At 43.3% G+C, this 25,199-nt stretch carries 26 protein-coding genes and 1 riboswitch; of the genes, 6 read left to right on the top strand and 20 right to left on the bottom strand.

Features of this window, described 5'->3' with window-relative positions; genetic code table 11:
* Positions 1 to 47: 47 nt before the first annotated feature.
* From O3622_RS08390 to O3622_RS08325, 14 genes are all read right to left on the bottom strand, one after another.
* Positions 48 to 749, bottom strand: a complete 702-nt coding sequence (locus O3622_RS08390) for a lysostaphin resistance A-like protein (RefSeq protein WP_371607331.1) — start codon at positions 747 to 749, stop codon at positions 48 to 50.
* A gap of 128 nt (positions 750 to 877) precedes the next feature.
* Positions 878 to 1,645, bottom strand: a complete 768-nt coding sequence (locus O3622_RS08385; RefSeq protein WP_371607330.1) for an acetyl-CoA carboxylase carboxyl transferase subunit alpha — start codon at positions 1,643 to 1,645, stop codon at positions 878 to 880.
* Positions 1,642 to 2,508: an acetyl-CoA carboxylase, carboxyltransferase subunit beta gene (gene accD / locus O3622_RS08380; protein ID WP_001173376.1), complete on the bottom strand. Its 867-nt coding sequence runs from the start codon at positions 2,506 to 2,508 to the stop codon at positions 1,642 to 1,644. The genes O3622_RS08385 and accD overlap by 4 nt, the downstream gene beginning before the upstream one ends.
* A 35-nt stretch (positions 2,509 to 2,543) precedes the next feature.
* On the bottom strand, positions 2,544 to 3,911 hold the full coding sequence (gene accC / locus O3622_RS08375) for an acetyl-CoA carboxylase biotin carboxylase subunit (protein ID WP_000488663.1): 1,368 nt from the start codon (positions 3,909 to 3,911) through the stop codon (positions 2,544 to 2,546).
* Between the two features lie 11 nt (positions 3,912 to 3,922).
* A complete protein-coding gene (fabZ, locus tag O3622_RS08370; protein ID WP_000565515.1) occupies positions 3,923 to 4,345 on the bottom strand; it encodes a 3-hydroxyacyl-ACP dehydratase FabZ in 423 nt (140 codons plus the stop codon).
* A complete protein-coding gene (gene accB / locus O3622_RS08365; protein ID WP_001052298.1) occupies positions 4,342 to 4,830 on the bottom strand; it encodes an acetyl-CoA carboxylase biotin carboxyl carrier protein in 489 nt (162 codons plus the stop codon). Before accB ends, fabZ begins: the two co-directional genes overlap by 4 nt.
* Before the next feature lie 2 nt (positions 4,831 to 4,832).
* On the bottom strand, positions 4,833 to 6,068 hold the full coding sequence (gene fabF / locus O3622_RS08360) for a beta-ketoacyl-ACP synthase II (RefSeq protein WP_000774052.1): 1,236 nt from the start codon (positions 6,066 to 6,068) through the stop codon (positions 4,833 to 4,835).
* Between the two features lie 28 nt (positions 6,069 to 6,096).
* Positions 6,097 to 6,828 carry a 3-oxoacyl-[acyl-carrier-protein] reductase gene (gene fabG, locus O3622_RS08355; protein ID WP_001177614.1) on the bottom strand — a complete coding sequence of 244 codons (732 nt, stop codon included), beginning with the start codon at positions 6,826 to 6,828 and terminating at the stop codon, positions 6,097 to 6,099.
* 45 nt (positions 6,829 to 6,873) lie between these two features.
* Positions 6,874 to 7,794, bottom strand: a complete 921-nt coding sequence (gene fabD, locus O3622_RS08350; RefSeq protein WP_000167649.1) for an ACP S-malonyltransferase — start codon at positions 7,792 to 7,794, stop codon at positions 6,874 to 6,876.
* Positions 7,787 to 8,761 (bottom strand): enoyl-[acyl-carrier-protein] reductase FabK, encoded by a 975-nt coding sequence (gene fabK, locus O3622_RS08345; RefSeq protein WP_000857452.1) that lies wholly within the window; start codon positions 8,759 to 8,761, stop codon positions 7,787 to 7,789. Before fabK ends, fabD begins: the two co-directional genes overlap by 8 nt.
* A gap of 117 nt (positions 8,762 to 8,878) precedes the next feature.
* Positions 8,879 to 9,103, bottom strand: coding sequence for an acyl carrier protein (locus O3622_RS08340; RefSeq protein WP_000257840.1), 225 nt, complete (start codon positions 9,101 to 9,103; stop codon positions 8,879 to 8,881).
* 57 nt (positions 9,104 to 9,160) lie between these two features.
* On the bottom strand, positions 9,161 to 10,135 hold the full coding sequence (locus O3622_RS08335) for a beta-ketoacyl-ACP synthase III (RefSeq protein WP_371607329.1): 975 nt from the start codon (positions 10,133 to 10,135) through the stop codon (positions 9,161 to 9,163).
* Complete coding sequence (locus tag O3622_RS08330) at positions 10,135 to 10,569, bottom strand: MarR family winged helix-turn-helix transcriptional regulator (RefSeq protein WP_371607328.1); 435 nt, start codon at positions 10,567 to 10,569, stop codon at positions 10,135 to 10,137. Before O3622_RS08330 ends, O3622_RS08335 begins: the two co-directional genes overlap by 1 nt.
* 90 nt (positions 10,570 to 10,659) lie before the next feature.
* Positions 10,660 to 11,445, bottom strand: coding sequence for an enoyl-CoA hydratase (locus O3622_RS08325; protein WP_001015588.1), 786 nt, complete (start codon positions 11,443 to 11,445; stop codon positions 10,660 to 10,662).
* Between the two features lie 282 nt (positions 11,446 to 11,727).
* Between O3622_RS08325 and O3622_RS08320 the strand changes: the two genes are divergently transcribed.
* The 3 genes from O3622_RS08320 to serS all read left to right on the top strand — a co-directional run bounded on the left by O3622_RS08320 (position 11,728) and on the right by serS (position 14,955).
* Positions 11,728 to 13,092: an aspartate kinase gene (locus O3622_RS08320; protein WP_000869633.1), complete on the top strand. Its 1,365-nt coding sequence runs from the start codon at positions 11,728 to 11,730 to the stop codon at positions 13,090 to 13,092.
* A gap of 2 nt (positions 13,093 to 13,094) precedes the next feature.
* Positions 13,095 to 13,466: a DUF956 family protein gene (locus tag O3622_RS08315; protein WP_000079379.1), complete on the top strand. Its 372-nt coding sequence runs from the start codon at positions 13,095 to 13,097 to the stop codon at positions 13,464 to 13,466.
* Positions 13,467 to 13,680: 214 nt separating this feature from the next.
* A complete protein-coding gene (gene serS, locus O3622_RS08310; protein ID WP_371607327.1) occupies positions 13,681 to 14,955 on the top strand; it encodes a serine--tRNA ligase in 1,275 nt (424 codons plus the stop codon).
* Positions 14,956 to 14,977: 22 nt separating this feature from the next.
* Here serS and O3622_RS08305 read toward each other — a convergent pair whose 3' ends face one another.
* The 6 genes from O3622_RS08305 to zapA form a co-directional block, all read right to left on the bottom strand.
* The gene (locus tag O3622_RS08305) at positions 14,978 to 15,877 is read right to left on the bottom strand and encodes a TDT family transporter (protein ID WP_371607326.1); all 900 of its coding nucleotides are present in this window, start codon (positions 15,875 to 15,877) and stop codon (positions 14,978 to 14,980) included.
* A 110-nt stretch (positions 15,878 to 15,987) separates the two neighbouring features.
* Positions 15,988 to 16,536 carry a carboxymuconolactone decarboxylase family protein gene (locus O3622_RS08300; RefSeq protein WP_000206771.1) on the bottom strand — a complete coding sequence of 183 codons (549 nt, stop codon included), beginning with the start codon at positions 16,534 to 16,536 and terminating at the stop codon, positions 15,988 to 15,990.
* 130 nt (positions 16,537 to 16,666) lie between these two features.
* Positions 16,667 to 17,989, bottom strand: coding sequence for an alanine/glycine:cation symporter family protein (locus O3622_RS08295; RefSeq protein WP_371607325.1), 1,323 nt, complete (start codon positions 17,987 to 17,989; stop codon positions 16,667 to 16,669).
* Positions 17,990 to 18,078: 89 nt separating this feature from the next.
* Positions 18,079 to 18,167: riboswitch (glycine riboswitch) on the bottom strand.
* A 168-nt stretch (positions 18,168 to 18,335) separates the two neighbouring features.
* A complete protein-coding gene (locus tag O3622_RS08290; protein ID WP_125388674.1) occupies positions 18,336 to 20,672 on the bottom strand; it encodes an endonuclease MutS2 in 2,337 nt (778 codons plus the stop codon).
* Between the two features lie 100 nt (positions 20,673 to 20,772).
* The gene (locus tag O3622_RS08285) at positions 20,773 to 21,321 is read right to left on the bottom strand and encodes a CvpA family protein (RefSeq protein ID WP_371607324.1); all 549 of its coding nucleotides are present in this window, start codon (positions 21,319 to 21,321) and stop codon (positions 20,773 to 20,775) included.
* Positions 21,318 to 21,620: a cell division protein ZapA gene (gene zapA / locus O3622_RS08280; protein ID WP_000002028.1), complete on the bottom strand. Its 303-nt coding sequence runs from the start codon at positions 21,618 to 21,620 to the stop codon at positions 21,318 to 21,320. Before zapA ends, O3622_RS08285 begins: the two co-directional genes overlap by 4 nt.
* 86 nt (positions 21,621 to 21,706) lie before the next feature.
* On the opposite strand from zapA, the gene rnhC reads away from it, so the two are divergent.
* The 3 genes from rnhC to O3622_RS08265 form a co-directional block, all read left to right on the top strand.
* Positions 21,707 to 22,588: a ribonuclease HIII gene (rnhC, locus tag O3622_RS08275; protein WP_371607323.1), complete on the top strand. Its 882-nt coding sequence runs from the start codon at positions 21,707 to 21,709 to the stop codon at positions 22,586 to 22,588.
* Between the two features lie 3 nt (positions 22,589 to 22,591).
* A complete protein-coding gene (lepB, locus tag O3622_RS08270; protein ID WP_001083992.1) occupies positions 22,592 to 23,206 on the top strand; it encodes a signal peptidase I in 615 nt (204 codons plus the stop codon).
* Between the two features lie 129 nt (positions 23,207 to 23,335).
* Positions 23,336 to 25,199, top strand: a 1,864-nt coding sequence (locus O3622_RS08265) for an ATP-dependent RecD-like DNA helicase (RefSeq protein ID WP_371607322.1), incomplete at its 3' end; no start/stop codon positions are given.

Raw genomic sequence — 25,199 nt, 5'->3', positions numbered from 1 at the left:
TAGAAAAAGTGTTCGACAAATATCAAACACTTTTTTCTTTGTCTCCACTATCTAAAAATCAAATAATAGATATAAAATAAGAGCGACGGAGCATAGGGAATCGCATTATAGAAACTATGACAAACAATAGTAAATCGAAGACTACCCGTAACTCGATAAGTAACTGCAAACAGAAGACCAAGAATACTATAAATGATGAGACTGATGGGGTCACGATGGGATAGAACCAAGTGACTGAGCCCAAAGATGAAAGAAGACAAGATCACATCCAAATAAAACTCCGACTTCGGAAAGAAGGTATTCATAAAATAACCTCTATAGATTGTCTCCTCAACAACAGGTACAATCGAAACATTAAAGATTAAATATATAAGACTTGATAGAGTCGTTTCTTTTCCGTTTAAGTAAAGTTCTGAAAGAAGGTCTTGGAAAATAAAACTATGGTCAATCAATCGAATATTCTGCATTCTAAATCCATTTAAAAAAGAATAGATAAGGAAACAAGCTACCAAGAAAGCGAGATAGGACCAGCGCCAACCCTTTTTCTCGAAGATAAAGAGCATCTTCTTCTTTTTCAACCACAAAACGAATAAAAAGAAAATAAGCAACACTTCTCCAACTAGGAAGATTATATAGCTGTCCATTCCTAAACCGAAGGTCCTAGCTAGAGTTATAGCTCCTAATGGCGTTAAATAAATGTACAGGAACATTAAAATCATACAGATTCCTAAATGTATTGTCTTTTTCATTCTTTCTCTCCTAATGGTAAACTCTCTATTAGGGCTCTATAGAGGATAGACTATTGATTGTTTTTCTTATTTATCTATGGTCAATTATCAAAATAGCTAGAACACACAGTTCTAGCTTTTAAATTTTCTTAGTATTTTCTAAAGCGTTGGTAACGTTCTTCGATAAGTTGGTCGAGTGGTAGTTCTTTCAACCTATCTAGTTCTGCACACAATTCATTTTTAACGCAACCTAGCAGTTCTTTACTTGACAGCCCTGCTTCTGAGATTACCTTGTCTACGATTCCCATTTCTAGAAGTTCGTGTGAAGTAATTTTCATCAACTCCGCTGCTTCCATAGCACGACTTCCATCCTTCCAAAGGATGGAGGCAAAGCCTTCAGGGCTAAGTACGGCGTAGATTGAGTTTTCTAACATCCAGACACGATTAGCTACGGCTAGAGCTAGGGCCCCACCAGATCCACCTTCACCGATAATAATCGCGATGATTGGAACCTTGAGATCACTCATTTCCATCAGGTTTCGGGCAATTGCTTCCCCTTGTCCACGTTCCTCGGCTCCAACACCTGGGTAAGCACCCGCCGTATTGATAAAGGTCACAACTGGACGTCCAAACTTTTCTGCCTGTTTCATCAGGCGAAGAGCCTTACGATAGCCTTCTGGATGAGGTTGGCCGAAATTTCGTTTGAGGTTGTCATGAAGACTCTTCCCCTTTTGGATACCAACGACAGTTACTGCCTGTTCACCTAACCAACCAATTCCACCGATGACCGCACCATCATCGCGGAAAGAGCGATCTCCATGCAATTCGATAAACTCGTCAAAGATTCCATTGGCAAAATCAAGTGCAGTCAAGCGACTCTGCTCGCGTGCCTCTCTGACTATTTTTGCAATATTCATCCGCGACTTCCTCCATGCAATCTTACTAATTTAGCAATTGTTTCAGGCAATTCTCTCCGTTTGACAATTGCATCAACAAATCCATGCTCAAGCAGAAATTCTGCCTTTTGGAAGTCATCCGGCAAGGTCTCACGAACTGTATTTTCGATTACACGACGCCCAGCAAAACCAACCAAACTCTGTGGCTCCGCTAGGATAATATCCCCTTCCATAGCAAAAGAAGCGGTCACCCCACCTGTTGTCGGATCGGTTAAAATAGTTAGGTAAAAAAGTCCTGCCTTGGAATGACGTTGAACTGCCGCAGAAATCTTAGCCATCTGCATCAAGCTCATGATTCCTTCTTGCATACGGGCTCCACCAGAAGCTGTGAAGAGAACGACTGGCAAGTTTTCTACCGTTGCATACTCAAACAAGCGCGTGATTTTTTCACCCACAACGGTTCCCATAGAAGCCATGATAAAGTTTGAATCCATGATCCCAAGGGCAACTTTTTGTCCCTTGATGCTAGCTGTACCAGTCAGTACTGCTTCATCCAAACCTGTCTTTTCACGCATACTAGCTAGTTTTTTCTGGTAGCCAGGAAAGTTTAATGGATCTTGAGTTTCAATACCCGTAAACATCTCCACAAAGGTGTCAGAATCAATCGTCAAATCCAAGCGTTCCTGAGCTGAAATACGGAAAGTATAGCTACAATGGGGACAAATTCGTTCGCTCCCAAGATCCTTTTGGTAAATGGTGTGTTTACAACCAGGACACTGGGAGAAGAGTTCATCCGGAACCTCAGGCTTGGCTTGTGGTTTCTGCCTTACGGAACGGTTAGGATTGATCCGAATATACTTATCCTTTTTACTAAATAGAGCCATAACTCCCCCTTTTAGTTCTCATACTATTTGAAAGTCTATTCTTTTTCTTGGTATTTTGGCAAGAAAGTTTCCATCAAGAAGGAAGTATCGTAGTCACCAGCGATAACTCGGCGGTCTGAAATCAGATCCAACTGGAAGTCTGCATTGGTTTGCACTCCTTCAATATCAAGTTCATAAAGTGCCCGTTGCATCTTCATTAAGGCATCAAAACGATTCTCCCCATGAACAATGATTTTGGCAATCATACTATCATAGTAAGGAGGAATGGTATAACCTGGATAGACTGCAGAGTCTACACGCAATCCAACTCCTCCACTTGGAAGGTAGAGGTTGGTAATTTTACCTGGGCTTGGAGCAAAGTTAAATGCTGGATTTTCCGCATTGATCCGGCACTCGATAGCATGACCTCGTAGGACGATATCTTCTTGTTTGAAAGGTAAAGGTTGACCGGCAGCAATGCGAATCTGCTCTTTCACGATATCAACACCTGAAACAAACTCTGTGACTGGGTGTTCAACTTGCACACGAGTATTCATTTCCATGAAGTAGAAATTGCCACTCGCTTCATCGAGAAGAAATTCAATCGTCCCTGCATTTTCATAGCCAACAGACTCTGCTGCACGAACGGCTGCAGCACCAATTTCATGACGAAGGGTTTTGCCAATTGCAATGGATGGGCTTTCTTCTAAGACCTTTTGGTTATTCCGTTGGAGTGAACAGTCCCGTTCACCAAGATGGACAACATGACCCTCTTGGTCCGCAAGAATCTGAACTTCGATATGACGAGCTGGATAAATCACACGCTCAAGATACATAGCGCCATTTCCAAAATTGGCCTTGGCTTCACTGGATGCTGTTTCAAAGGCTGCGACCAAGTCTTCTGCCTTTTCAACCTTACGAATCCCTTTTCCACCACCACCTGCCGATGCCTTAAGCATGACTGGATAGCCAATTTTTTCTGCAACTGCAAGCGCCTCTTCAGCCGTGTGAACTTCACCATCAGATCCTGGGATAACTGGAACTCCAGCCTTGATCATTTGCTCACGCGCATTGATCTTATCTCCCATGGTATCCATTACTGCCCCAGAAGGACCGATGAACTTAATCCCCACTTCATCACACATCGTGGCAAACTTGGAGTTTTCGCTAAGAAAACCAAAACCTGGGTGGATGGCTTCTGCTTCAGTCAAGACTGCAGCAGATAAAATAGCGTTGATATTGAGATAAGACTCAGTCGCCTTACCAGGTCCGATACAGATAGCTTCATCTGCTAGGAGTGTGTGAAGAGCTTCTTTATCAGCAGTTGAATAAACTGCTACAGTTGCAATGCCCAATTCACGCGCAGCTCGAATAATGCGAACCGCAATCTCACCACGGTTGGCAATCAAAATTTTACGAAACATGGAGAACCTCCTTAGTTTCCAATTGCAAAGGTAAGAGTACCACTCGCTGCAAGCTTACCATCTACTTCAGCCTTTGCTTCAACCACGGCAATCGTACCACGACGTTTGACAAAAGTAGCCGTCATGACTAATTGATCACCTGGTACAACTTGCTTCTTGAACTTAACCTTGTCCATGCCAGCATAGAAGACCAGTTTCCCTTTATTTTCAGGTTTGGACAATTCCAAGACACCAGCAGTCTGAGCCAAGGCCTCCATGATAAGAACACCTGGCATGACTGGGTATTGAGGAAAATGACCATTAAAGAAAGGTTCGTTGATGGTCACATTTTTAATGGCAACAATGGTATCCTCGCTCACTTCCAAGACACGATCCACTAGGAGCATGGGGTAGCGATGGGGTAGAGCTTCTTTGATTCCTTGAATATCGATCATTTGATACGTACCAATCCTTTACCGAACTCAACCATTTCTTCATTTGAAACGAGAATTTCTGTCACCACACCATCTTTAGGTGCAGGGATTTCATTCATGACTTTCATGGCTTCGATGATCACCAAAGTCTGACCTTTTTTAACACTGTCTCCAACTGTGACAAAGGCAGGTTTATCTGGTCCAGCAGCCAAGTAAGCCACCCCTACAAGTGGGCTTTCAACAACATCACCCTCTGGAGCAACAGTCGTTTCAGCCAGTGCTGGAGATTCTTCCACTGCACTCTCTACTGGAGTTGAAGGGGCAGAAACTACTGGACTTGCAGCTACTGCAGCTGGCACTGGAGCAACTTGAGCTGGTGCTTCAGAAGCCATTCTTGCTTCATTCTTACTAAACTGCAATTCGTCCGTTCCGTTTTTATAAGAAAATTCTCTCAAACTTGATTGGTCAAATTGAGCCATCAAGTCCTTGATTTCATTTAAATTCATAATTATTTATTCTCCCAACGTTTGAAAGCAAGAACCGCATTGTGTCCACCAAAACCAAAAGTGTTTGAAATAGCATAAGGGATTTCTTGCTCCAAGCCTTGTCCATAAACGACATTCGCTTCGATATAGTCTGATAACTCACTTGTTCCAGCTGTCATTGGTACATAGTTATGACGCATGGCTTCAATAGTAGCGATGGCTTCCACTGCCCCTGCAGCACCAAGCAAGTGTCCTGTAAAGGACTTGGTTGAAGATACAGGTACTTCTTTACCAAGGACAGCTACGATCGCACCACTTTCTCCTTTTTCATTAGCAGGAGTTGAAGTTCCGTGGGCATTGACATAAGCCACTTGCTCTGGAGAAATTTCTGCTTCTTCCAAAGCCAACTTCATAGCCTTAATCGCACCTTGACCTTCTGGATGAGGTGAAGTCATATGGTAAGCATCACAGGTATTACCATAGCCAACTACTTCAGCCAAGATGGTCGCCCCACGTTTTTCAGCATGTTCAAGGCTTTCAAGAACCAACATTCCTGAACCTTCTCCCATCACAAATCCGTTACGATCTTTGTCAAATGGGATAGAAGCTCGAGTTGGATCTTCTGTAGTTGATAGGGCGGTCAAAGCTTGGAAACCAGCGATAGCAAAAGGAGTGATAGATGATTCTGATCCACCAACTAACATGACATCTTGGAAACCAAACTTGATAGAACGGAAGGCATCTCCGATGGCATCATTTGATGAGGCGCATGCTGTATTGATTGATTTACAGATACCGTTTGCTCCGAAGCGCATGGCAACATTTCCTGAAGCCATATTTGGCAAGGCTTTTGGAAGTGTCATTGGTTTAACGCGTTTTGGACCTTTTTCATGAAGACGGATAACCTGATCTTCGATTTCTTTAATTCCCCCAATACCAGAAGCCACGATGACACCAAAGCGATCCTTATCGATTGCTTCTACATCAAGATTTGCATTTGTCACCGCTTCTTGAGCCGCATACAAGGCATACAAAGAATAGTTGTCAAAACGGTTGGTATCTTTTTTGACAAAGTATTTATCAAATGGGAAATCTTGAACTTCTGCCGCATTGTGCACAGCAAATTCGCTGTGGTCAAACTTAGTGATTTCTCCAATTCCAATCTTCCCAGTTTGCAAACTGTTCCAAAATTCTTCTGGAGTATTTCCGATAGGAGAGGTCAATCCGTAACCTGTTACTACAACTCGATTTAGTTTCATCTGTCTTACCTATATCTTTCCTTATTTTTTACATGCTAAGTCCGCCATCAACAGCGAGAACTTGTCCAGTCAAATAATCCTGTCCAGCCAGGAACACTGTAGCATCTGCGATATGTTCTGCTTGACCGAAATGTTTCATTGGGATTTGGGCCAATGTCGCTTCCTTGACCTTATCAGACAAAACAGCAGTCATATCTGACTCGATCATCCCTGGTGCAAGAGCATTTACGCGTACGTTGCGATTGGCAACTTCACGTGCAACTGACTTGGTAAAACCAATCAAGCCTGCTTTAGAAGCTGCATAGTTGGCTTGTCCGATATTTCCCATCAAACCGACCACACTCGACATGTTGATAATCGCACCTTCACGTGCCTTGATCATCTGTTTCAAGACTGCTTGCGTCATGTTGAAGGTACCTGTCAAGTTGATTTTAATCACTTTTTCAAAGTCTTCTTCGGTCATCTTGAGCATAAGCGTATCTTGAGTGATCCCAGCATTGTTGACCAAGACATCGACAGAACCGAGTTCCGCAATCGCTTGATCTACCATACGCTTGGCATCTGCAAAGTCTGAAACATCACCTGATATCGGTACTACTTTGACGCCGTAGTTTGAAAACTCAGCCAGCAATTCTTCTGAGATTGCTCCGCGACTATTCAAAACTACATTAGCGCCTAGTTGGGCAAATTTGTGAGCAATGGCAAGTCCGATACCACGGCTTGAACCTGTTACAAAGACATTTTTGTTTGTAAGTTGCATTCTATCTCTCCTATTTCCTGTTGTATTTTGTGGGAGAAGGGATCATTAGTTTTCTAACAAAGCATCCAAGCTTGCTTGGTCTTCAACGTTAGCTAGCTTAGCTGTTTTATCGATTTTTTTGACAAAGCCTGATAGGACCTTACCAGGACCAATTTCAATAAAGTTGGTTACCCCAGCATCCTGCATCACAGCAATACTTTCATAAAAACGAACAGGTTCTTTGACCTGACGCGTCAAAAGCTCTTGGATTCGACCTTTTTCCATAACAGCAGCTTCCGTATTGCCAACTAGTGGGCAAGTGAAATCAGCGAAACTCACTCCCTCAAGAGCTTCAGCTAGTTGCTGACTAGCTGGCTCTAAAAGTGCTGTATGGAAGGGACCAGATACATTTAAAGGAATCAATCGTTTTGCTCCTGCTTCCTGCAAGAGTTCAACTGCGCGGTCAACCGCAGCCACCTCGCCACCGATAACGATTTGGCTTGGGGTGTTGTAGTTAGCTGGAGTCACTACTCCAACTTTAGAGGCTGTTTCACAAGCTTCCTCAATCACTTCAACTGGAGTATTGAGAACCGCAACCATCTTCCCAGAGCCTGCAGGTGCAGCCTCTTCCATATAAGCACCGCGCTTAGCAACCAAGGCAACTGCATCCTCAAAGTCCAAGGCCCCACTTGCTACAAGAGCAGAATATTCCCCAAGAGACAATCCTGCTACCATATCTGGCTGATAACCCTTTTCTTTCAATAGTCGGTAAATAGCAACCGAAGTCGCTAAAATAGCTGGCTGCGTATAGCGAGTCTGGTTTAACTTGGTTTCTTCCTTATCAATCAAGTCACGAAGATCATAACCCAAAACCTGACTGGCTTGGTCAATTGTTTCCTTGACGATAGGATAGCGATCATAGAGATCACGCCCCATTCCTAGATACTGAGCACCTTGACCTGCAAATAGAAAGGCTGTTTTAGTCATTTCTTACAACTCCTGCCCAACGAGAGGCTTCTTCTTGAATTTTTTTGGCTGCGCCATAGTATAGATCTTTTAGGATTTCTTCGACAGTTTCCTCTTTAGAAACCAAACCAGCGATCTGACCTGCCATGACAGATCCACCTTCTACATCTCCATGAACAACGGCTTTAGCAAGAGCACCAGCTCCCATTTGTTCAAAGATTTCTAAATCTGGATTTTCTTGTTTAAAGGCATCTTTTTCAGCCTGCTCAAAGTCACGTGTCAATTGGTTTTTAATGGCACGAACAGCATGTCCAAAGTGTTGAGCTGAAATAGTCGTATCAATATCACGCGCTTTTAAGATTTTTTCCTTGTATTTTGGATGGGCGTTAGATTCCTTAGCTACTACGAAACGCGTACCAACCTGAACAGCCTCAGCTCCAAGCATAAAGCCTGCAGCGACACCTTCACCGTCCGCAATTCCTCCAGCTGCGATAACTGGAATTGAAACAGCTGCAGCAACTTGGCGAACCAAGGTCATCGTCGTCAATTTACCAATATGCCCACCGGCTTCCATTCCCTCTGCAATAACCGCATCTGCACCAATTTTTTCCATGCGTTTTGCCAAAGCAACACTTGGAACAACGGGAATAACTGTAATTCCTGCATCATGGAAACGAGTCATGTATTTACTTGGATTTCCTGCACCAGTTGTAACAACCTTGACCCCTTCTTCAATCACGAGATCAACGATGTCTTCTACAAAAGGTGACAAGAGCATGATGTTGACACCAAAAGGTTTGTCCGTAAGTGATTTGATTTTATCGATATTAGCCTTTACGACCTCTTTAGGTGCATTCCCACCACCGATAATCCCTAGACCACCAGCTTTTGATACTGCACCAGCCAAGTCACCATCAGCAACCCAGGCCATTCCTCCTTGAAAAATAGGATAATCAATGTTCAATAATTCTGTAATACGTGTTTTCATAGTGCCTCCATCATTCCTTGCTTACGTAATAGTTCGACGAGTTTATCATTTGAGTTTCAAACTATTACCTAAACAAGAGGGAGTGGGTTTCCCCTACTCCTTCTAGTAATATGTTAATTATTTTGTTTGCTCTTCAACGTAGGCAACCAAGTCACCAACTGTTTTCAAGTTATCTTCTGCTTCGATTTGGATATCGAAAGCATCTTCGATTTCAGAGATTACTTGGAACAAGTCCAATGAATCTGCATCCAAATCATCAAAAGTAGATTCAAGTGTTACTTCTGATGCGTCTTTCCCAAGTTCTTCAACGATAATTTCTTGTACTTTTTCAAATACTGCCATGATAGGACTCCTTTAAAATATAAAAAATTTATAACTATGTGTTTACCACATGATTACCTAGATTGTAAGAATGAGTGTGCCCCATGTCAAACCTCCACCGAAGCCTGATAGGAGAATCGTCTGGCTACCATCTAAACGAATCTTGCCATTCTCCACACACTCTGAGAGTAAAATCGGGATACTTGCTGCACTGGTATTTCCATACTCAATCATATTGGCAGGAAGTTTGTCTCGGTCTACACCAATCTTCTTAGCCATCTTATCCAAAATGCGGATATTTGCCTGATGAAGCAAGAGATAATCCAATTCCGATGCTGCGATTGGACCATTTTCAATGGTTTCTTTGATCGATCTAGCAACATCACGATTTGCAAAATCAAAAACTGCTCGTCCATCCATCTTCAAAAAAGCAGGAACTGCTTCTTGATCTGAGAAAGGAGAAGCCAAAGCCGTTTGACCATAGGTCAAACACTCGCTCCGAGAGCCATCTGTATAGAGACTTTCCACAAGGAAGTGACGTGTTTCGCTCGCTTCCAAGAGAACCCCACCAGCACCATCCCCAAAGAGAACAGCTGTTGAACGATCTGACCAGTCAACTGCCTTGGATAAGGTCTCTGCCCCGATAACAATCCCTTTTTTGAACTGTCCAGAACTTAAAAACTTTTCTGCAGTTGAGAGAGCGAATACAAAGCCACTACAAGCTGCTGTCAGATCAAAGGCGAAAGCTCTATGCGCTCCGATATTTGCCTGAACTCGAGCTGCTGTGGAAGGCATCATCGAGTCTGGAGTAATCGTCGCTACAATAATAAAATCAATCTGATCCGCTGTTAAGCTCCCTTTAGCCAACAAGCTCTTAGCTACTTCTGTCGCCAAATCACTTGTAGACTCTGTTTTTGAGATATGTCTCTGTTTAATTCCTGTCCGACTTGAAATCCACTCATCGCTTGTGTCCATTATTTGGGCTAAGTCATGATTAGTGACCACTTGCTCTGGAACATAATGAGCAACCTGGCTTATCTTTGCAAAAGCCATTATTTCAAATCCTCCAAAAATTGATAAAGATTGATTAATCCTCTACCCATAACTTCTATTTCCTCAGGACTCATGCCATCGATGATTTTTTCGACCATTGCCTTGTGGAATCGTTTATGAAGGCGGTGAACCAAACGACCTTGCTTTGTCAAATGCAGATAGACCACTCGACGGTCTTGGTCAGAACGAATACGCTCAATATAACCTTTTCTCTCCAGGTTATTCAAACTCGTCGTCACTGTTCCAAGAGTTACCATCAGTTCTTTGGAAACCTTACTTGGCGTTGCCTCCGGGAACTTCCCAATCACATCGATCGTGTGCATTTCTTTGATGGAGATGTCTTTGAATCGACTACCTCGTAAGCTAACCTCCTCAATCACAAGGACGTTATTAAAAATAGATGTTAGATAATCATTTACTTGTTGGTAGTCCAAATCGTTTCCCTCCCCCTCAAAAAACTTTTACAATCAAAACATTTGATAAAAGAAGTATAACAAACTTCAAAAAATTGTGCAAGTATTTTTTCACATTCCTGTAAATTTTGGTCTTCTTCTTTCAGAATGCGCTCGAACCCCTTCTTTGAAATCTTCAGTTAGAGATAACGATTCTTGTAGTTTCAATTCTAATTCGGCATAATTCTGCCAATCCTTGAATTGACTTTCCCAAACTAACTTTTTAATCGCTGCGTATGAGTTTGCTGAACCTCTTCTTAATTTTTTCAGAACCTGTTCTCTTGTTTTTTCTAATTTGTCAACTTCACAAACACGGTATACCACGCCCCATTCTAGCGCTTTTTCAGCAGTCAAAGCTTCACCTGTCATGGCAAGTTGTGCAGCCCGTGTTACCCCGATACTACGACTCAAGAGATGAATCCCACCAGCGTCTGGCGCCAATCCAACTCCGACAAAGGCTTGAATGAATTTTGCCTTGTCAGTCGCTAAACAGAAATCAACTGCTACTGCCATATTTGCTGCAGCACCAGCAACCGCTCCATCTACCTCCATCAAAACAGGTTTTGGAATTTGCTTGATTTTAAAAGAAATTGTATTGACTAATTCTGCAATCTTATTCAAAGAAGGGATATCATCTTCGTCTACTGCTCGTTTCATCTCAACCAAGTCTCCCCCAACTGAAAAAACCTTCCCATTAGCATTAATCAAGATGAACTGCACAGCTTGATCCTGCTCTGCTAGAGTCAAAGCTTCTAAAATCTCCTCACACATTGGGATATGGAAACCATTTGCCACTTCGGGACGATTCAAAGTAATGATAGCCAGATCATCTACGATCTGATATAAGATATGATTCATAGCTTCTCCTTTTCTTTTATAAGGCAATAAAATTGTTTTATTATCAAAGTATACCTTTTTTTGGATAAAGAGGCAAGGAAAAACTAAAGGAAAGTGTCTCAGCTGATTATTTACCCATCATTTATGAGTGTGAGTAAAATTTGACACTCTTACTTTTAAATCGTTATCGCTTTTCAGAATAAGTTAGTGTTTTCTTCTATTATAATAGGAAGTTATTTTCTTCATTGAAAAATGCCCCTCTTTCTGCTATAATCGTATAAAATACTTACTTGAGGAGTCCTTATGAAGGTTGTAAAATTTGGCGGAAGCTCGCTTGCCTCTGCTGGTCAGTTAGAAAAAGTCTTAAATATCGTTAAAAGTGATAAAGAACGCCGTTTTGTAGTCGTTTCTGCACCCGGCAAACGCAATGCTGAAGATACCAAGGTAACTGATGCCTTGATCAAATACTATCGTGACTATGTGGCTGGAAATGACATCAGTGCTAGCCAAAGCTGGATCATTGACCGTTATGCCGCTATGGTTAGTGAACTTGGGTTAAAACCTGCTGTTTTAGAAAAAATCTCTAAAAGCATTCGGGCCTTGGCAACTCTTCCTATAGAGGACAATGAATTTCTCTATGATACCTTCCTAGCGGCTGGAGAAAATAACAATGCCAAACTCATTGCAGCCTACTTTAACCAAAACGGTATCGATGCACGCTATGTTCACCCAAGAGAAGCTGGAATTGTTGTCACAAGTGAACCAGGAAACGCACGCATCATTCCATCTAGTTATGACAAGATTGAAGGCTTGGCTGATAGCAACGAAGTCCTTGTCATCCCTGGTTTCTTTGGTGTGACTAAGGAAAATCAAATCTGTACTTTTTCACGTGGAGGCTCAGATATTACAGGTTCTATCATTGCAGCAGGTGTTAAGGCTGATCTCTATGAGAACTTTACAGACGTAGATGGTATCTTTGCTGCCCATCCTGGTATTATCCACCAACCACACTCCATTCCTGAATTAACCTACCGTGAAATGCGTGAGTTGGCTTACGCTGGATTTTCAGTTCTTCATGACGAAGCCCTTCTTCCTGCCTACCGAGGAAAAATTCCTCTTGTCATCAAGAATACCAACAACCCTGACCACCCAGGAACACGCATTGTTTTAGAACACAGTAGTGATAAATTCCCAGTAGTAGGGATTGCAGGTGACTCAGGATTCGTCAGCATCAACATGTCAAAATACCTCATGAACCGTGAAGTCGGGTTTGGTCGCAAGGTTCTGCAAATCCTTGAGGATCTCAATATCGGTTGGGAACACATGCCTACAGGTATCGACGATCTTTCAATCATCCTCCGCTCCCGCGAATTGACTCCTATCAAAGAAGAAGAAATTCTACGTCAACTCGTTCAAAAGGCTGAGGTGGACCATGCTGAAATCGAACATGACCTTTCCATCATTATGATTGTTGGAGAAAAGATGAAGAGTCATATCGGGGTAACTGCTACTGCAACACGGGCTTTGTCTGAGAATAAAATCAACATCCAGATGATGTCACAAGGTTCAAGCGAAGTTTCCATCATGTTTGTTGTCAATAAAGAGCAAGAGAAGGCCGCTATCAAGGCTCTCTATCATGCCTTTTTCGATGAAAGTAAGGAAGACTAATCATGGCCCAATCACTCAATCAAGTCATTGACCTCCAAACTACTGGGACATCTTACCTCTCTATCTCTGGAAAAGTTGGAAAATTTCTAGTTGGGGATCAAGCCTTAGAGTTTTATCCTGATGTCAATGTCGAACAATATATCCAAATCCCCTGGTCCAGCATTCAGCAAATCGGAGCCAACGTAAGTGGTCGCAAGATCAGCCGCCACTTTGAAGTCTTCACTGATCAAGGAAAATTTCTCTTTGCTTCAAAAGACTCTGGAGCTATCCTCAAAATCGCTCGGGAAAAATTAGGAAACGACAAGGTCGTGAAACTTCCGACTCTACTCCAGACCATTGGACAAAAACTTAAAAATCTATTTGCAAAAAAGTAGAAACTTTAGTATAATCATAGCAACGGATAAGTAGGTTATCCTCTTCTTTCAGAAAGTCTGCGGGTGTTGCGAGCAGATAGGAGGGATAGGTGAAATTCTACCGTTGTTCACAATTAAATACAGAATCAAGTGCACACCTGTGAAGTTGGATGGAACCGTGGCCCTGCCACTCCAACACTTTGTCAGGTGTGCTTTTTTTCATAAAGGAGTTCTTATGTTAGATATTAAACGTATTCGTACAGATTTTGATGCTGTCGCTGAAAAATTAGCTACACGTGGTGTAGATGCTGCTATCTTAAATGAGATGAAAGAAATCGATGCTAAACGTCGTGACATCTTGGTCAAGGTTGAAACTTTAAAAGCAGAACGTAACACAGTTTCAGCTGAGATTGCCCAAGCTAAGCGCAACAAGGAAAATGCCGATGACAAGATTGCTGCGATGCAAACCCTATCTGCTGAAGTCAAAGCCTTGGATGCTGAATTGGCGGACATCGATGCTAAATTAACAGAATTTACCACTACTCTTCCAAACATCCCTGCCGACAGCGTTCCTGTTGGAGCTGATGAAGATGACAATGTGGAAGTCCGTCGTTGGGGGACTCCACGTGAGTTTGACTTCGAGCCAAAAGCTCACTGGGATCTTGGTGAAGACCTTGGTATCCTTGACTGGGAACGTGGCGGTAAGGTAACAGGAGCTCGTTTCCTCTTCTATAAAGGACTTGGGGCTCGTTTGGAACGTGCTATCTACAATTTCATGTTGGATGAGCATGGTAAAGAAGGCTATACGGAAGTTATCACACCTTACATGGTTAACCATGATTCTATGTTTGGTACCGGAAATTATCCAAAATTTAAGGATGATACTTTTGAATTGAAAGACACTAGTTATGTCCTCATCCCTACAGCTGAAGTTCCTCTTACAAACTACTACCGTGATGAAATCCTTGACGGTAAAGATCTACCAATCTACTTTACCGCTATGAGTCCATCATTCCGTTCTGAAGCTGGTTCTGCTGGTCGTGATACACGTGGCTTGATTCGTCTACACCAATTCCACAAGGTTGAAATGGTCAAATTTGCCAAACCAGAAGAATCATACGAAGAATTGGAAAAAATGACAGCAAACGCTGAAAATATTCTTCAAAAACTCAACCTTCCATACCGTGTCGTTGCGCTCTCTACTGGAGATATGGGCTTCTCAGCTGCCAAGACTTATGACTTGGAAGTTTGGATTCCCGCCCAAAATACCTATCGTGAAATCTCAAGTTGTTCAAATACAGAAGATTTCCAAGCCCGTCGTGCCCAAATCCGTTACCGTGATGAAGCCGATGGCAAGGTGAAACTCCTTCACACCTTGAACGGTTCTGGACTTGCAGTTGGACGTACAGTGGCTGCCATTCTTGAAAACTATCAAAATGAAGATGGTTCTGTAACCATTCCAGAAGCACTTCGTCCATATATGGGTGGAGCTGAAGTTATCAAACCATAAAAAAAGGCCTAGCTATTTCTAGCTAGACCTTTTTTCGTAACCAAATCAGATAAGCACCCAATACAAAGAATAAAATAGTGAGGCATATAACAGTTTCAGCAAACACCAGATAATCCAGAAATGGAAGTTTCAAGATCCCCTGAGCCATCTTGAGCGAAGTAGCTGTGATAATGGTTGGGAAGGTGAGGGCTGAGAAGGCTGGTTGAAAGCCTTGTTTTAAAATATGGGGCAGGCGAGTTAAAACAAAGAAAAAGAAGGACTGAGATGCCAAAATCATGACAATCAAGAGCCAAGTCGGTAGGCCTGCTCCTCCAACTCGAACTAGAGAAGCTAAGAGTAGGGAAAAGGGAGCACAGTAGATTCCTTCCTGTCCAAGCAAGGCCACTGGGAGTGGATCTTTCTTTAAATCGCTATAAATAAGCGGATAGAGATAGAAGGTCAAGACAAAACCAAAACTCAAGGTCGCATAGGCAATTTCAATGATGCCGACAAGGGGATAGGTCAAGGCTGCTACTGCTATCCCCACATAGAGCACCGTCCAGCTAGGAGTCGCATTGACCCTCCGACCCGGACAGGCAAATTTGATGGTAAAAGTAGCAATCAAAACCAAATCCAAGAGAAATGAAAACCACCAGATCCCTTGTGCTACCAAAGGAAGAGCAGGGAATACGCGAAAGACATAGGTCGACAAAATCATCCCAGCCATAGGAAAAGTGGCCATCCCAGATAAAAGAGGGGGCTTGGTCAATTCTTTCCTGGTTTCTTCCCAATTAAAAAGATGAAGAATCAGAAAGAAAAGCCACAAAACTAATCCAGTCAGACTAAATAAATGCGACAGAACTGGCCAAGTATCTGCAATCAGATTTCCTGCACCTGCTAAACCTAATAAACAGCCAGAGAATACTAAGGGGAGCTTTTTCATCCGAGCCTCCAATAATCATGTTATTATTAGTATAGCATAAAAGCGCTTAAAATAGCATAGAAAAATGAAAACTGGATTGCTCAGTCTTCATTTTTTCTTTCTGATTCGAACTAGGCATAAGGTTGTAATTCTGGATTAATAGGCGTATTAGCTAGGTTGTTGGCATAGTTGCAAAGACTTGCAAGACTAACACCGAGAACCACATCCAAGGCATTTTGTTGCGTGTAGCCAGCTTGCAAAAATTCACTAAGCGCTTCATCGCCTACACGACCCTTGGTATTGATGACTGCCAAGGTAAACTTGGCCAGAGTATCTAGCTTAGGATCTGACTCGATTGGAGTGCGATTGCGAAGAGCTTGAAGAAGATCATCATTCATCTGGATTTGTTTGATCGAAAAGGCGGTGTGACCTGCGACACAGAAAGCACAACCATTGGTTACGGCTGCCGTGATTTGCACTACTTCACGCTCTACTGGTGTTAAGCTATTGCGACGGTTGATGGCTCCGACAGTTCGGTAGGCTTCAAGCGCGGTAGGAGCGTTAGCCAAGAGACCGATTAGGTTGGGAATATAGCCATTGTTATCTTTTTGTACTGTTTCAAGAACTTCTTTCACTTCTGCTGGTGCTGATTCTACTGTGTGGATGGTAAATGTTGTCATAAGAAACCTCTTTTCATTTTATTGTCATTTAGTCTATCATAGAATTTCCCCCTTGGATAATATATATTTTCAATCGCCTTGATAGGAAATGTCTATGAAATGAAAAAATCACACTAAAAGTGTGATTGGGTTAGTGTTTAAAATACTTTTTAGTCTCAGCAATGACGACTGGCGACAAGACTAAGAGGGCAATCAAGTTTGGTAAAGCCATCAAGGCATTGACGATATCTGCGATAATCCAAACCATATCCAACTCGATAAATCCTCCCAACAAGACCATGACTACAAAGACTACACGGTAAAGCCAGATAAAACGAACACCGAAGAGAAACTCAAAACAGCGCTCTCCGTAATAGTTCCATCCTAGAATCGTCGTAAAGGCAAAGAGTACAAGGAAGATGGTCAAGAGGGCAGGTCCAAAATATGAAAAAACTGTTGAAAAGGCTGACTGGGTCAAGGCAACCCCATTCAAATCACCACTCCAAACCCCAGTTACCAAGATTGTTAAACCAGTCAACGTACAGATAATGAGGGTATCAATAAAGGTTCCTGTCATGGAAATCAAGCCTTGCTCGACAGGCTCATTTGTCTTAGCTGCAGCCGCTGCAATGGGAGCAGAACCAAGACCAGATTCGTTAGAGAAGACTCCCCGCGCCACACCATTTTGGATAGCCATCCGAATACTGGCACCTGCAAAACCACCTACCGCAGCAGTTGGACTAAAGGCTGAAGTAAAGATGAGGGCAAGTGTGGCTGGGATTTTCTCGATATTAAAGAGAATAACTGTAAGAGTCCCTAAAATATAGACAATAGCCATAAAAGGAACCACTGCTGTCGAAACTTTTGATATGGATTTGAGGCCACCAAAGACGGCAATCCCTACAAAAATGGATAAAATCAGAGCTGTGATAGCTGGATCAACTTGGGCTGTATTTTGAATGGATTCTGTAATCGAATTGACTTGGGTAAAGGTACCAATCCCTAGAAGGGCTACCAATACACCCGCTAGGGCAAAGAAGATAGCAAGTGGACGCCACTTTTCTCCCATCCCCAAAAGGATGTAATGCATGGGTCCTCCAGCTACAGCTCCATTTGCATCCTTTGTGCGATATTTGATAGCTAGCAAGCCTTCGGCATACTTGGTCGCCATTCCAAAAAAGGCTGCCATCCACATCCAAAAGAGAGCCCCTGGTCCTCCAACCTTAATGGCTGTCGCGACTCCGATGATATTTCCCGTACCAACGGTGGCTGCTAGAGCCGTACAGAGAGCAGCAAAGCTCGACACATCGCCGTGCCCCTTGTCCTTGGTAAAGATCAACTGAAAGGCCTTAGGGAGACGAGTAACCTGCAAAAGGCCCAGTCGGATGGTCAAATAGATACCCGTTCCGACCAATAAGATCAAGAGGGGAGGCCCCCAAGCAAAAGCATCAAGCGCTTTAAGCAATTCTAACATGTCCTTCTCCTATCGTTCAACCCCAAAAGAAAGAGCACATGCAAGATACATGTACTCTGGAATGCTTAGATAAATGCCAAAAAGCGGTCTATCCTAGCTCTGTCCTTTTACCTGAGAGTTTGAGCAGTTACCTGCCTTGCCCCTTCGGTGCCTTTACGGTCTCTCCAGAGTTCCGTCCATTTACAGTCATGGAAAACAAACCTTTCTCCACTTCTATTAAACTTCATTCGGTGTTGGTATTTAATTTTTTATTATTTTACAAGAAAAGTTAGCCCTTGTCAATATATTCTATGAAATTTTTTGACTTTTCACTTCTTTTTTCAGAAAGAGTGAATCCTTCTTCTCTCTATCCTTTAAAGGTTACAATGGTGGCGCCACTGCCTCCAGCATTTTGTGGAGCATAGCCGAAACTCTTGACATGCTTGTTTCTTTGCAGGTATTTGGTGACGCCCTCACGGATGACTCCCGTACCGATACCGTGGATGATGTCGACTTGCGCCATGTTATTGAGCAGGGCTTGGTCGATAAAGGCGTCCAGCTCATTCATGGCCTCTTCGTACCGTTTGCCACGAAGATCCAGTCTGGCTTGTGGGCCACGACCAGATGCACGTTTCACGACATTGACTTGTTTTTTCTTGACTGGGGCTTCTTGCTGGGCCTGAACAAGGTCAAATTCTTTCTCTTCCAAGGTCATCTTGATCAAACCAACTTGGGCTTCCCAACGGCCGTCCTTAAGTTGATTGGTCAAGGTTCCACGTTGTCCATAACTGAGGACCACAATATCATCCCCCACCTTCGGAGCTCGTTTTTTCTTGGCCTTTTGAAGGACCTTGTTTTTAGACAAGTCGACTTTTTCAGGAGCCAGTTTTTTCAGCTCAGCCTTGGCTTCAATGATTTCGTGGGGTTTGAGTTGAGACTTACTGTGAAGATTCTTGAGAATCTGGTCACTCTCATTTAGAGCGAGTTCCACAATTTCAGCAGCTTGTTCACGCGCCTTGTTGAGCTCAGTTTCCTTCTCGCGATTGAGTTCGTTGTAAAGTTTTTTGAGTGCTCGGTTCATCTTGAGGTTTTCTTGCTCCACCTCACGGATATTGTCCAAGCGTTTGCGACTTTCAAGCGTTTGCTCTTCTAATTGCTCAATGATACGGTTGACATCATTATCTTGATTGACCTGCTGGCTGGCATCTCCTACGATGACATCTGACAAGCCCAGACGTTTTGCAATTTCAAAGGCATTGCTTCGACCAGGAACTCCCTGCATAAAGCGATAGGTCGGACGCAGGCTGGCTGTATCAAACTCCATACTGGCATTTTGCACAAAGGCTGTTTCGATACCGTAGGCCTTGAGCTCTGGATAGTGGGTCGTCGCCATAGTCTTGACCTGACGCAGACGAAGATCCTCCAGAATAGCCATAGCAAGGGCTGCTCCTTCCTGCGGATCGGTACCTGCCCCAAGCTCATCTAGTAACAAGAGCGAGTGCTGATTGACCTTGCCAAGAATATCTACGATATTGGTCATGTGGCTGGAGAAGGTAGACAAGCTTTGTTCGATAGACTGCTCATCGCCAATATCCGCGAAGATTTCCTCGAAAATACCGACACGGCTCCCCTTGTCAGCTAGAATGGGCAATCCAGATTGGGCCATGAGTTGAGTCAAGCCCAGAGTTTTGAGCATGATGGTCTTCCCACCAGTATTGGGACCTGTAATGACAATGGCTGTTAATTCCTTACCAAAGTGTACATCGTTTGCAACAGCATTTTTGACCAAAGGATGGCGAACATGAAGGAGTTGAATCTCTTGATTCTCTGAAAGTTGAGGAACGACTGCTTGTCTTTCTTGGATGAAACGTACCTTGGCACGAATCAGATCCAGATGGCCGATGATCCAAGCGTCATTAGCAACCTCAGCAGCATAAGGACGAACCCGTTCCGATAGTTCCTGCAGGATGCGAATCATCTCATAGCGTTCGTCAGCTCGCAGACTAGCGATTTCTTCGCTCAGTTTCACGACCTCACGTGGCTCGATGTAGACCGTGTTTCCACTGGCAGAGATGTCATGGACAACACCTGCAATCTTATTGCGATAGGTGTTCTTTACTGGTAAAACTTGACGGCCATTTCTGCTAGCGATAATACCTTCCGTCAACATCTGAGATTTTTGTTTAAGTAAGTCTTGCAAGACATCTCGAACTTGACTCTCGCTATCATGGATTTTCCGACGGATGCGTGCTAGCTCTTCACTGGCGAAATTTTCGATAAATCCTGCATCATTTAGAGCTTGGAGACTTCCTTGCAAGTGTGGAAACTCATGCAGTTTTTCAAACCATCTCGCCAACTGCTCCAAGCGTACGTTTTCGAGATTGGTATAAAAGCCTTGCAACTCTCTGCTAGCCAGCAAGACCCGTTTGAGGAGCAGGAACTCCCCGATATTGAGGTCTGCTCCCATCTCCAGACGCTTACAAACCGCTGATATCTCACGCGTCGCTAGGATGGTAAAGTGGGGTTGCTCCACAAATAGAGCTTGCATTTCCTCCATCTCTGTAAAGGCTTGTTTGATCTTATCCACCTTAGCAGTTGGAGCCAAGCCTTTTAGCTCCTCTAATCCTTGTTCTGTCAAGAGATGCGGTTCAAACAAGGCTTTGATTTTATTAAATTCTAAGGTTTCTAGTATTTTTGTATTCATATTTTTTCCTTGTATACTGGTTTACAAGATTATAGCAACTAGAGGTTTTGACCTAGTCGTCCAATCTGTAAACAAAGGGCTAGGAAAAATCCCGCCCTTTTTATCCGATTAAATTTGTCACCCAGAGTTGTTTGATAAGGTTTGTCGTAAAAGGGACACTTTGGATGATGTGTTTGGCTACTGTACTTTTTTCGAGTGAATTTTGAATGACTGCCAGAGGCACTGTTGCAAGGATGGTCAGAGCCATTTGCAAGACAAATAAGGTTACCAATAGAGACAAAAGGCCTGATCCGATACGCAACCATTTGACATCAAGCTTTTTAGTTGGAATCAAGTGCAGGAACAAACCGATAAAACGTCCGATAGTGTAGCAAATCCCAAAAACTAGAAGATAGGCTAGACCCGCATAAAAGACCCTGTCTAGATGAAACAGCTGGTCTGAAGGGAAGAAAAAGGTTCCCTGTCCTTCCTGAGGATTGGCATAAGGGACAAGCAAGTGGAAGTGGTCGCCCAGTGATTTATAAAACTGTCCCGCAACAAAGGCTGAAATCACTGCCACGAGGAAATAATAAACTTGCAGGACCAAACCTCTACGGTAGCCGATGTAAAAGCCCCAAGCCAGAACCAATAAGAGTAGGATTGAAATCATAGGGAATCCTCAATCTTGCTCTGTTCTTGTTTGACAGCAATTAACTTGTGGCGGAGTTCTAACAACTCTTGCTCCTTGTCATCAAATTCAATCTCACGATTGAGCTGTGTAGACAGACAATTGACCGCCAAAAGAAGCGCAATGGTTTCATCATCCGCCCCAGGCATTTGTTCTTTAATTGCTTGGTATTTTTCAGTCGCAACCTTGGCAATTTCCTCCATAAAGAGGTTGTCATGCTCGGTTGTTAAGGTTAATGTCTTTTTTCCGAATGTAAACTTATATCGATTTAGATTTGCCATAAAATTCACCTCACGATATTATACCAAATTTCGCTAACTTTGTCAGTTTTTACCAATTTTCCTGCTTTTGTGGTACAATAGAGACTATGGCAAGTATCACACTCACACCCAGTGAACAGGAAATTCAGAGCTTTTTAAGTCAGTATCAGAAGGCTCTCAGTCCTAGTAAAAATCCCTATATCCGCTATTTTTTGCGCTTCCCTCAGGCAACAGTTTCCATCTATACTTCTGGAAAAGTCCTCCTGCAAGGCCAAGCTGCTGAGCAATACGCCAGTTTCTTTGGCTACCAAGTTCAACAAGAAAACAGTGGACAAGATTTCCCTATGATTGGGACCGATGAGGTGGGAAATGGTTCCTACTTTGGTGGGTTGGCTGTCGTGGCTTCCTTCGTAACACCTGACCAGCACGACTTCTTGCGAAAACTCGGGGTGGGGGATTCTAAGACTCTGACAGACCAAAAGATTCGTCAGATTGCTCCAATCCTCAAGGAAAAGATTTCGCACCAAGCGCTCCTCCTTTCACCTAGCAAGTACAACGAAGTTATCGGAGAGCGTTACAATGCTGTTTCTGTAAAGGTTGCCCTTCACAATCAGGCTATCTTTCTCCTGCTTCAAAAAGGAGTCCAGCCAGAAAAAATCGTGATTGATGCTTTTACAAGCCCTAAAAACTATGACAAGTACTTGGCGCAAGAAGCCAACCGTTTTCCAAACAAAATTAGCTTAGAAGAAAAAGCCGAGGGAAAATACCTGGCTGTTGCAGTTAGCTCCATCATTGCGCGTGATCTCTTCCTCGAAAACTTGGAAAATCTTGGACGAGAACTAGGCTATCAACTGCCAAGCGGTGCTGGAATTGCATCTGATAAGGTTGCTAGCAAAATCCTTCAAGCCTATGGTATGAAGGGACTTCATTTCTGCGCCAAACTTCACTTTAAAAACACTGAAAAAGCCAAAGCACTTCTAGAAAGGTAAATTATGAATTCGTTTAAAACATTTCTAAAAGAATGGGGAGTTTTCTTCCTGATTATCGCACTGGTCGGTCTTAGCCGTATCTTTCTTTGGAGCAATGTCCGTGTAGAAGGACACTCTATGGACCCTACCCTAGCCGACGGAGAAGTTCTTTTCGTTGTTAAACACCTCCCAATTGACCGCTTCGACATTGTGGTTGCGCATGAGGAAGACGGAAATAAAGACATTGTCAAAAGGGTTATCGGCATGCCTGGTGATACCATCCGCTACGAAAATGACAAACTCTTTATCAACGGTGAAGAAACGAATGAACCTTACCTAGCTGAGTACCTCAACTTGTTCAAAACAGAAAAGTTGCAAAACACCTATACTGGAAAAGGATTTGAAGGCAATAAGGGAGTTTACTTTAGAGAACTTGCTCAAAAAGCACAAGCCTTTACGGTCGATGTCAATTCCAACACCAGCTTTAGCTTTACTGTCCCTCAAGGCGAATACCTTCTCCTTGGTGACGATCGTCTAGTCTCTAGCGACAGCCGCCATGTCGGTACCTTCAAGGCCAGCGATATCAAAGGCGAAGCAAAATTCCGTTTCTGGCCACTTAACCGTATCGGAACTTTTTAAGATAAGGAAGAGGCCGAGAATGCTAAGTCTCAGCCTCTTTTTCTATTGCGAGAAGCAGACCTTTTAGTCTCCTAGCTTGTTGAAAGAAGCTAAGGGTACAACTCTCACGAACTCATGTAAAGGAAACCTATGGAAGTTTATTTTTCAGGCACCATTGAACGAATTATTTTTGAAAATCCCAGTAATTTTTATCGCATTCTCCTCCTAGATATCGAAGATACGGACGCGGAGGACTTTGACGATTTTGAAATCATCGTTACAGGAACCATGGCGGACGTGATTGAAGGGGAAGACTACACTTTTTGGGGACAAATCGTTCAGCACTCCAAGTATGGGGAACAGCTTCAGATCAGCCGTTATGAGCGGGCAAAACCCACTAGTAAGGGTCTAGTCAAGTACTTTTCTAGTAGCCATTTCAAGGGAATTGGACCCAAAACTGCCCAGAAAATCGTTGATAGCTACGGTGACAATACCATAGACGAAATTCTGGAGCATCCTGAAAAGCTGGAAAGCATTGCAGGACTCTCTGCCAAAAACCGTGAGGCTTTTGTCTCCACCCTCCGTCTCAACTATGGGACAGAAATGGTCTTGGCTAAACTTGCCAACTACGGCATTCCCAATAAACTTGCCTTTCAGATTCAAGACTTTTACAAGGAAGAAACGCTGGATATTGTCGAAAACTATCCCTACCAACTGGTTGAAGATATCAAGGGTTTGGGCTTTACCATTGCTGACCAATTGGCTGCCGAACTAGGTATCGAAAGCCAAGCTCCCGAGCGCTTCCGTGCTGGCCTTGTTCATAGTCTTTTTCAGGGATGTATGGATACGGGCGATACCTATATGGAAGCCCGAGATTTGCTGGAACAAACCCTTACTCTCCTCGAGTCTTCCCGTCCTGTGGAACTAGACCCCAGTCAAGTAGCTCAGGAATTATCTCATCTAATTGAAGAGGACAAGGTTCAGCAGATTGATACCAAAATCTTTGATAACAGCCTCTTTTTCGCTGAAGAAGGCATTCGCAGTCACTTGGTTCGTATCCTCGAAAAAGGAAAGCAGAAAAATCAGGATTTGGAAACCATTCACAAGCATATCTCTACTGTCGAGCAAGAACTGGGGATTCAGTACGATACCATTCAAAAACAGGCTATCTGCGACGCTATCCAGAACAAGGTCTTTATCCTGACAGGTGGGCCTGGTACAGGTAAGACGACTGTTATCAATGGAATTATCGCTGTTTATGCCCTCTTAGAAGGGCTTGATCTCAGGAAGAAAAGCAGTCTGCCGATTCTTCTAGCAGCTCCAACTGGTCGAGCGGCTCGGCGCATGAATGAATTGACAGGTTTGCCTAGCGCGACCATCCACCGCCATTTGGGAATGACGGGTGATGATGATACCAGCCATCTGGAAGATTATCTGGATGCCGATTTTATCATTGTAGATGAGTTTTCCATGGTGGATACTTGGCTAGCTAACCAACTCTTCTCCAACATCTCTTCTAACAGTAAAATACTCATCGTGGGCGATAGCGACCAGCTACCTTCTGTTAGTCCCGGACAAGTCCTGGCTGACCTGCTCCAGATACCCCTGATTCCTCAGACTCGTTTGGAACGGATTTACCGTCAGAGTGAAGAATCAACTATCGTCACCTTAGCTAGCCAGATTCGACAAGGCATCTTGCCAGCAGATTTCACCCAGAAAAAAGCTGATCGCTCCTACTTTGAAATCGCTAGTGGCCATATCCCAGCTACCATTGAAAAAATCCTCGGTGCTGCCCTCAGAAGTGGCATTCCGGCTCGCGATATTCAGGTGCTAGCGCCTATGTATCGAGGAACTGCTGGTATTGACGCCATCAACCAACTCATGCAAGACCTGCTCAATCCTCAGCAAAAGGGGCAAGTTAGCTTTGAAGCAACTCAGTGTCACTATCGAACAGGGGACAAGGTCATTCACCTAGTCAACGACGCTGAAGTCAATGTCTTTAATGGAGACCTAG

Origin of the sequence: Streptococcus sp. 27098_8_51 (assembly GCF_041432205.1) — a bacterium.
In the GTDB taxonomy this organism is placed as follows: domain Bacteria; phylum Bacillota; class Bacilli; order Lactobacillales; family Streptococcaceae; genus Streptococcus.
The sequence above is the reverse complement of the archived record's forward strand: the minus strand, read 5'-3'. Positions and strand labels throughout refer to the sequence as shown.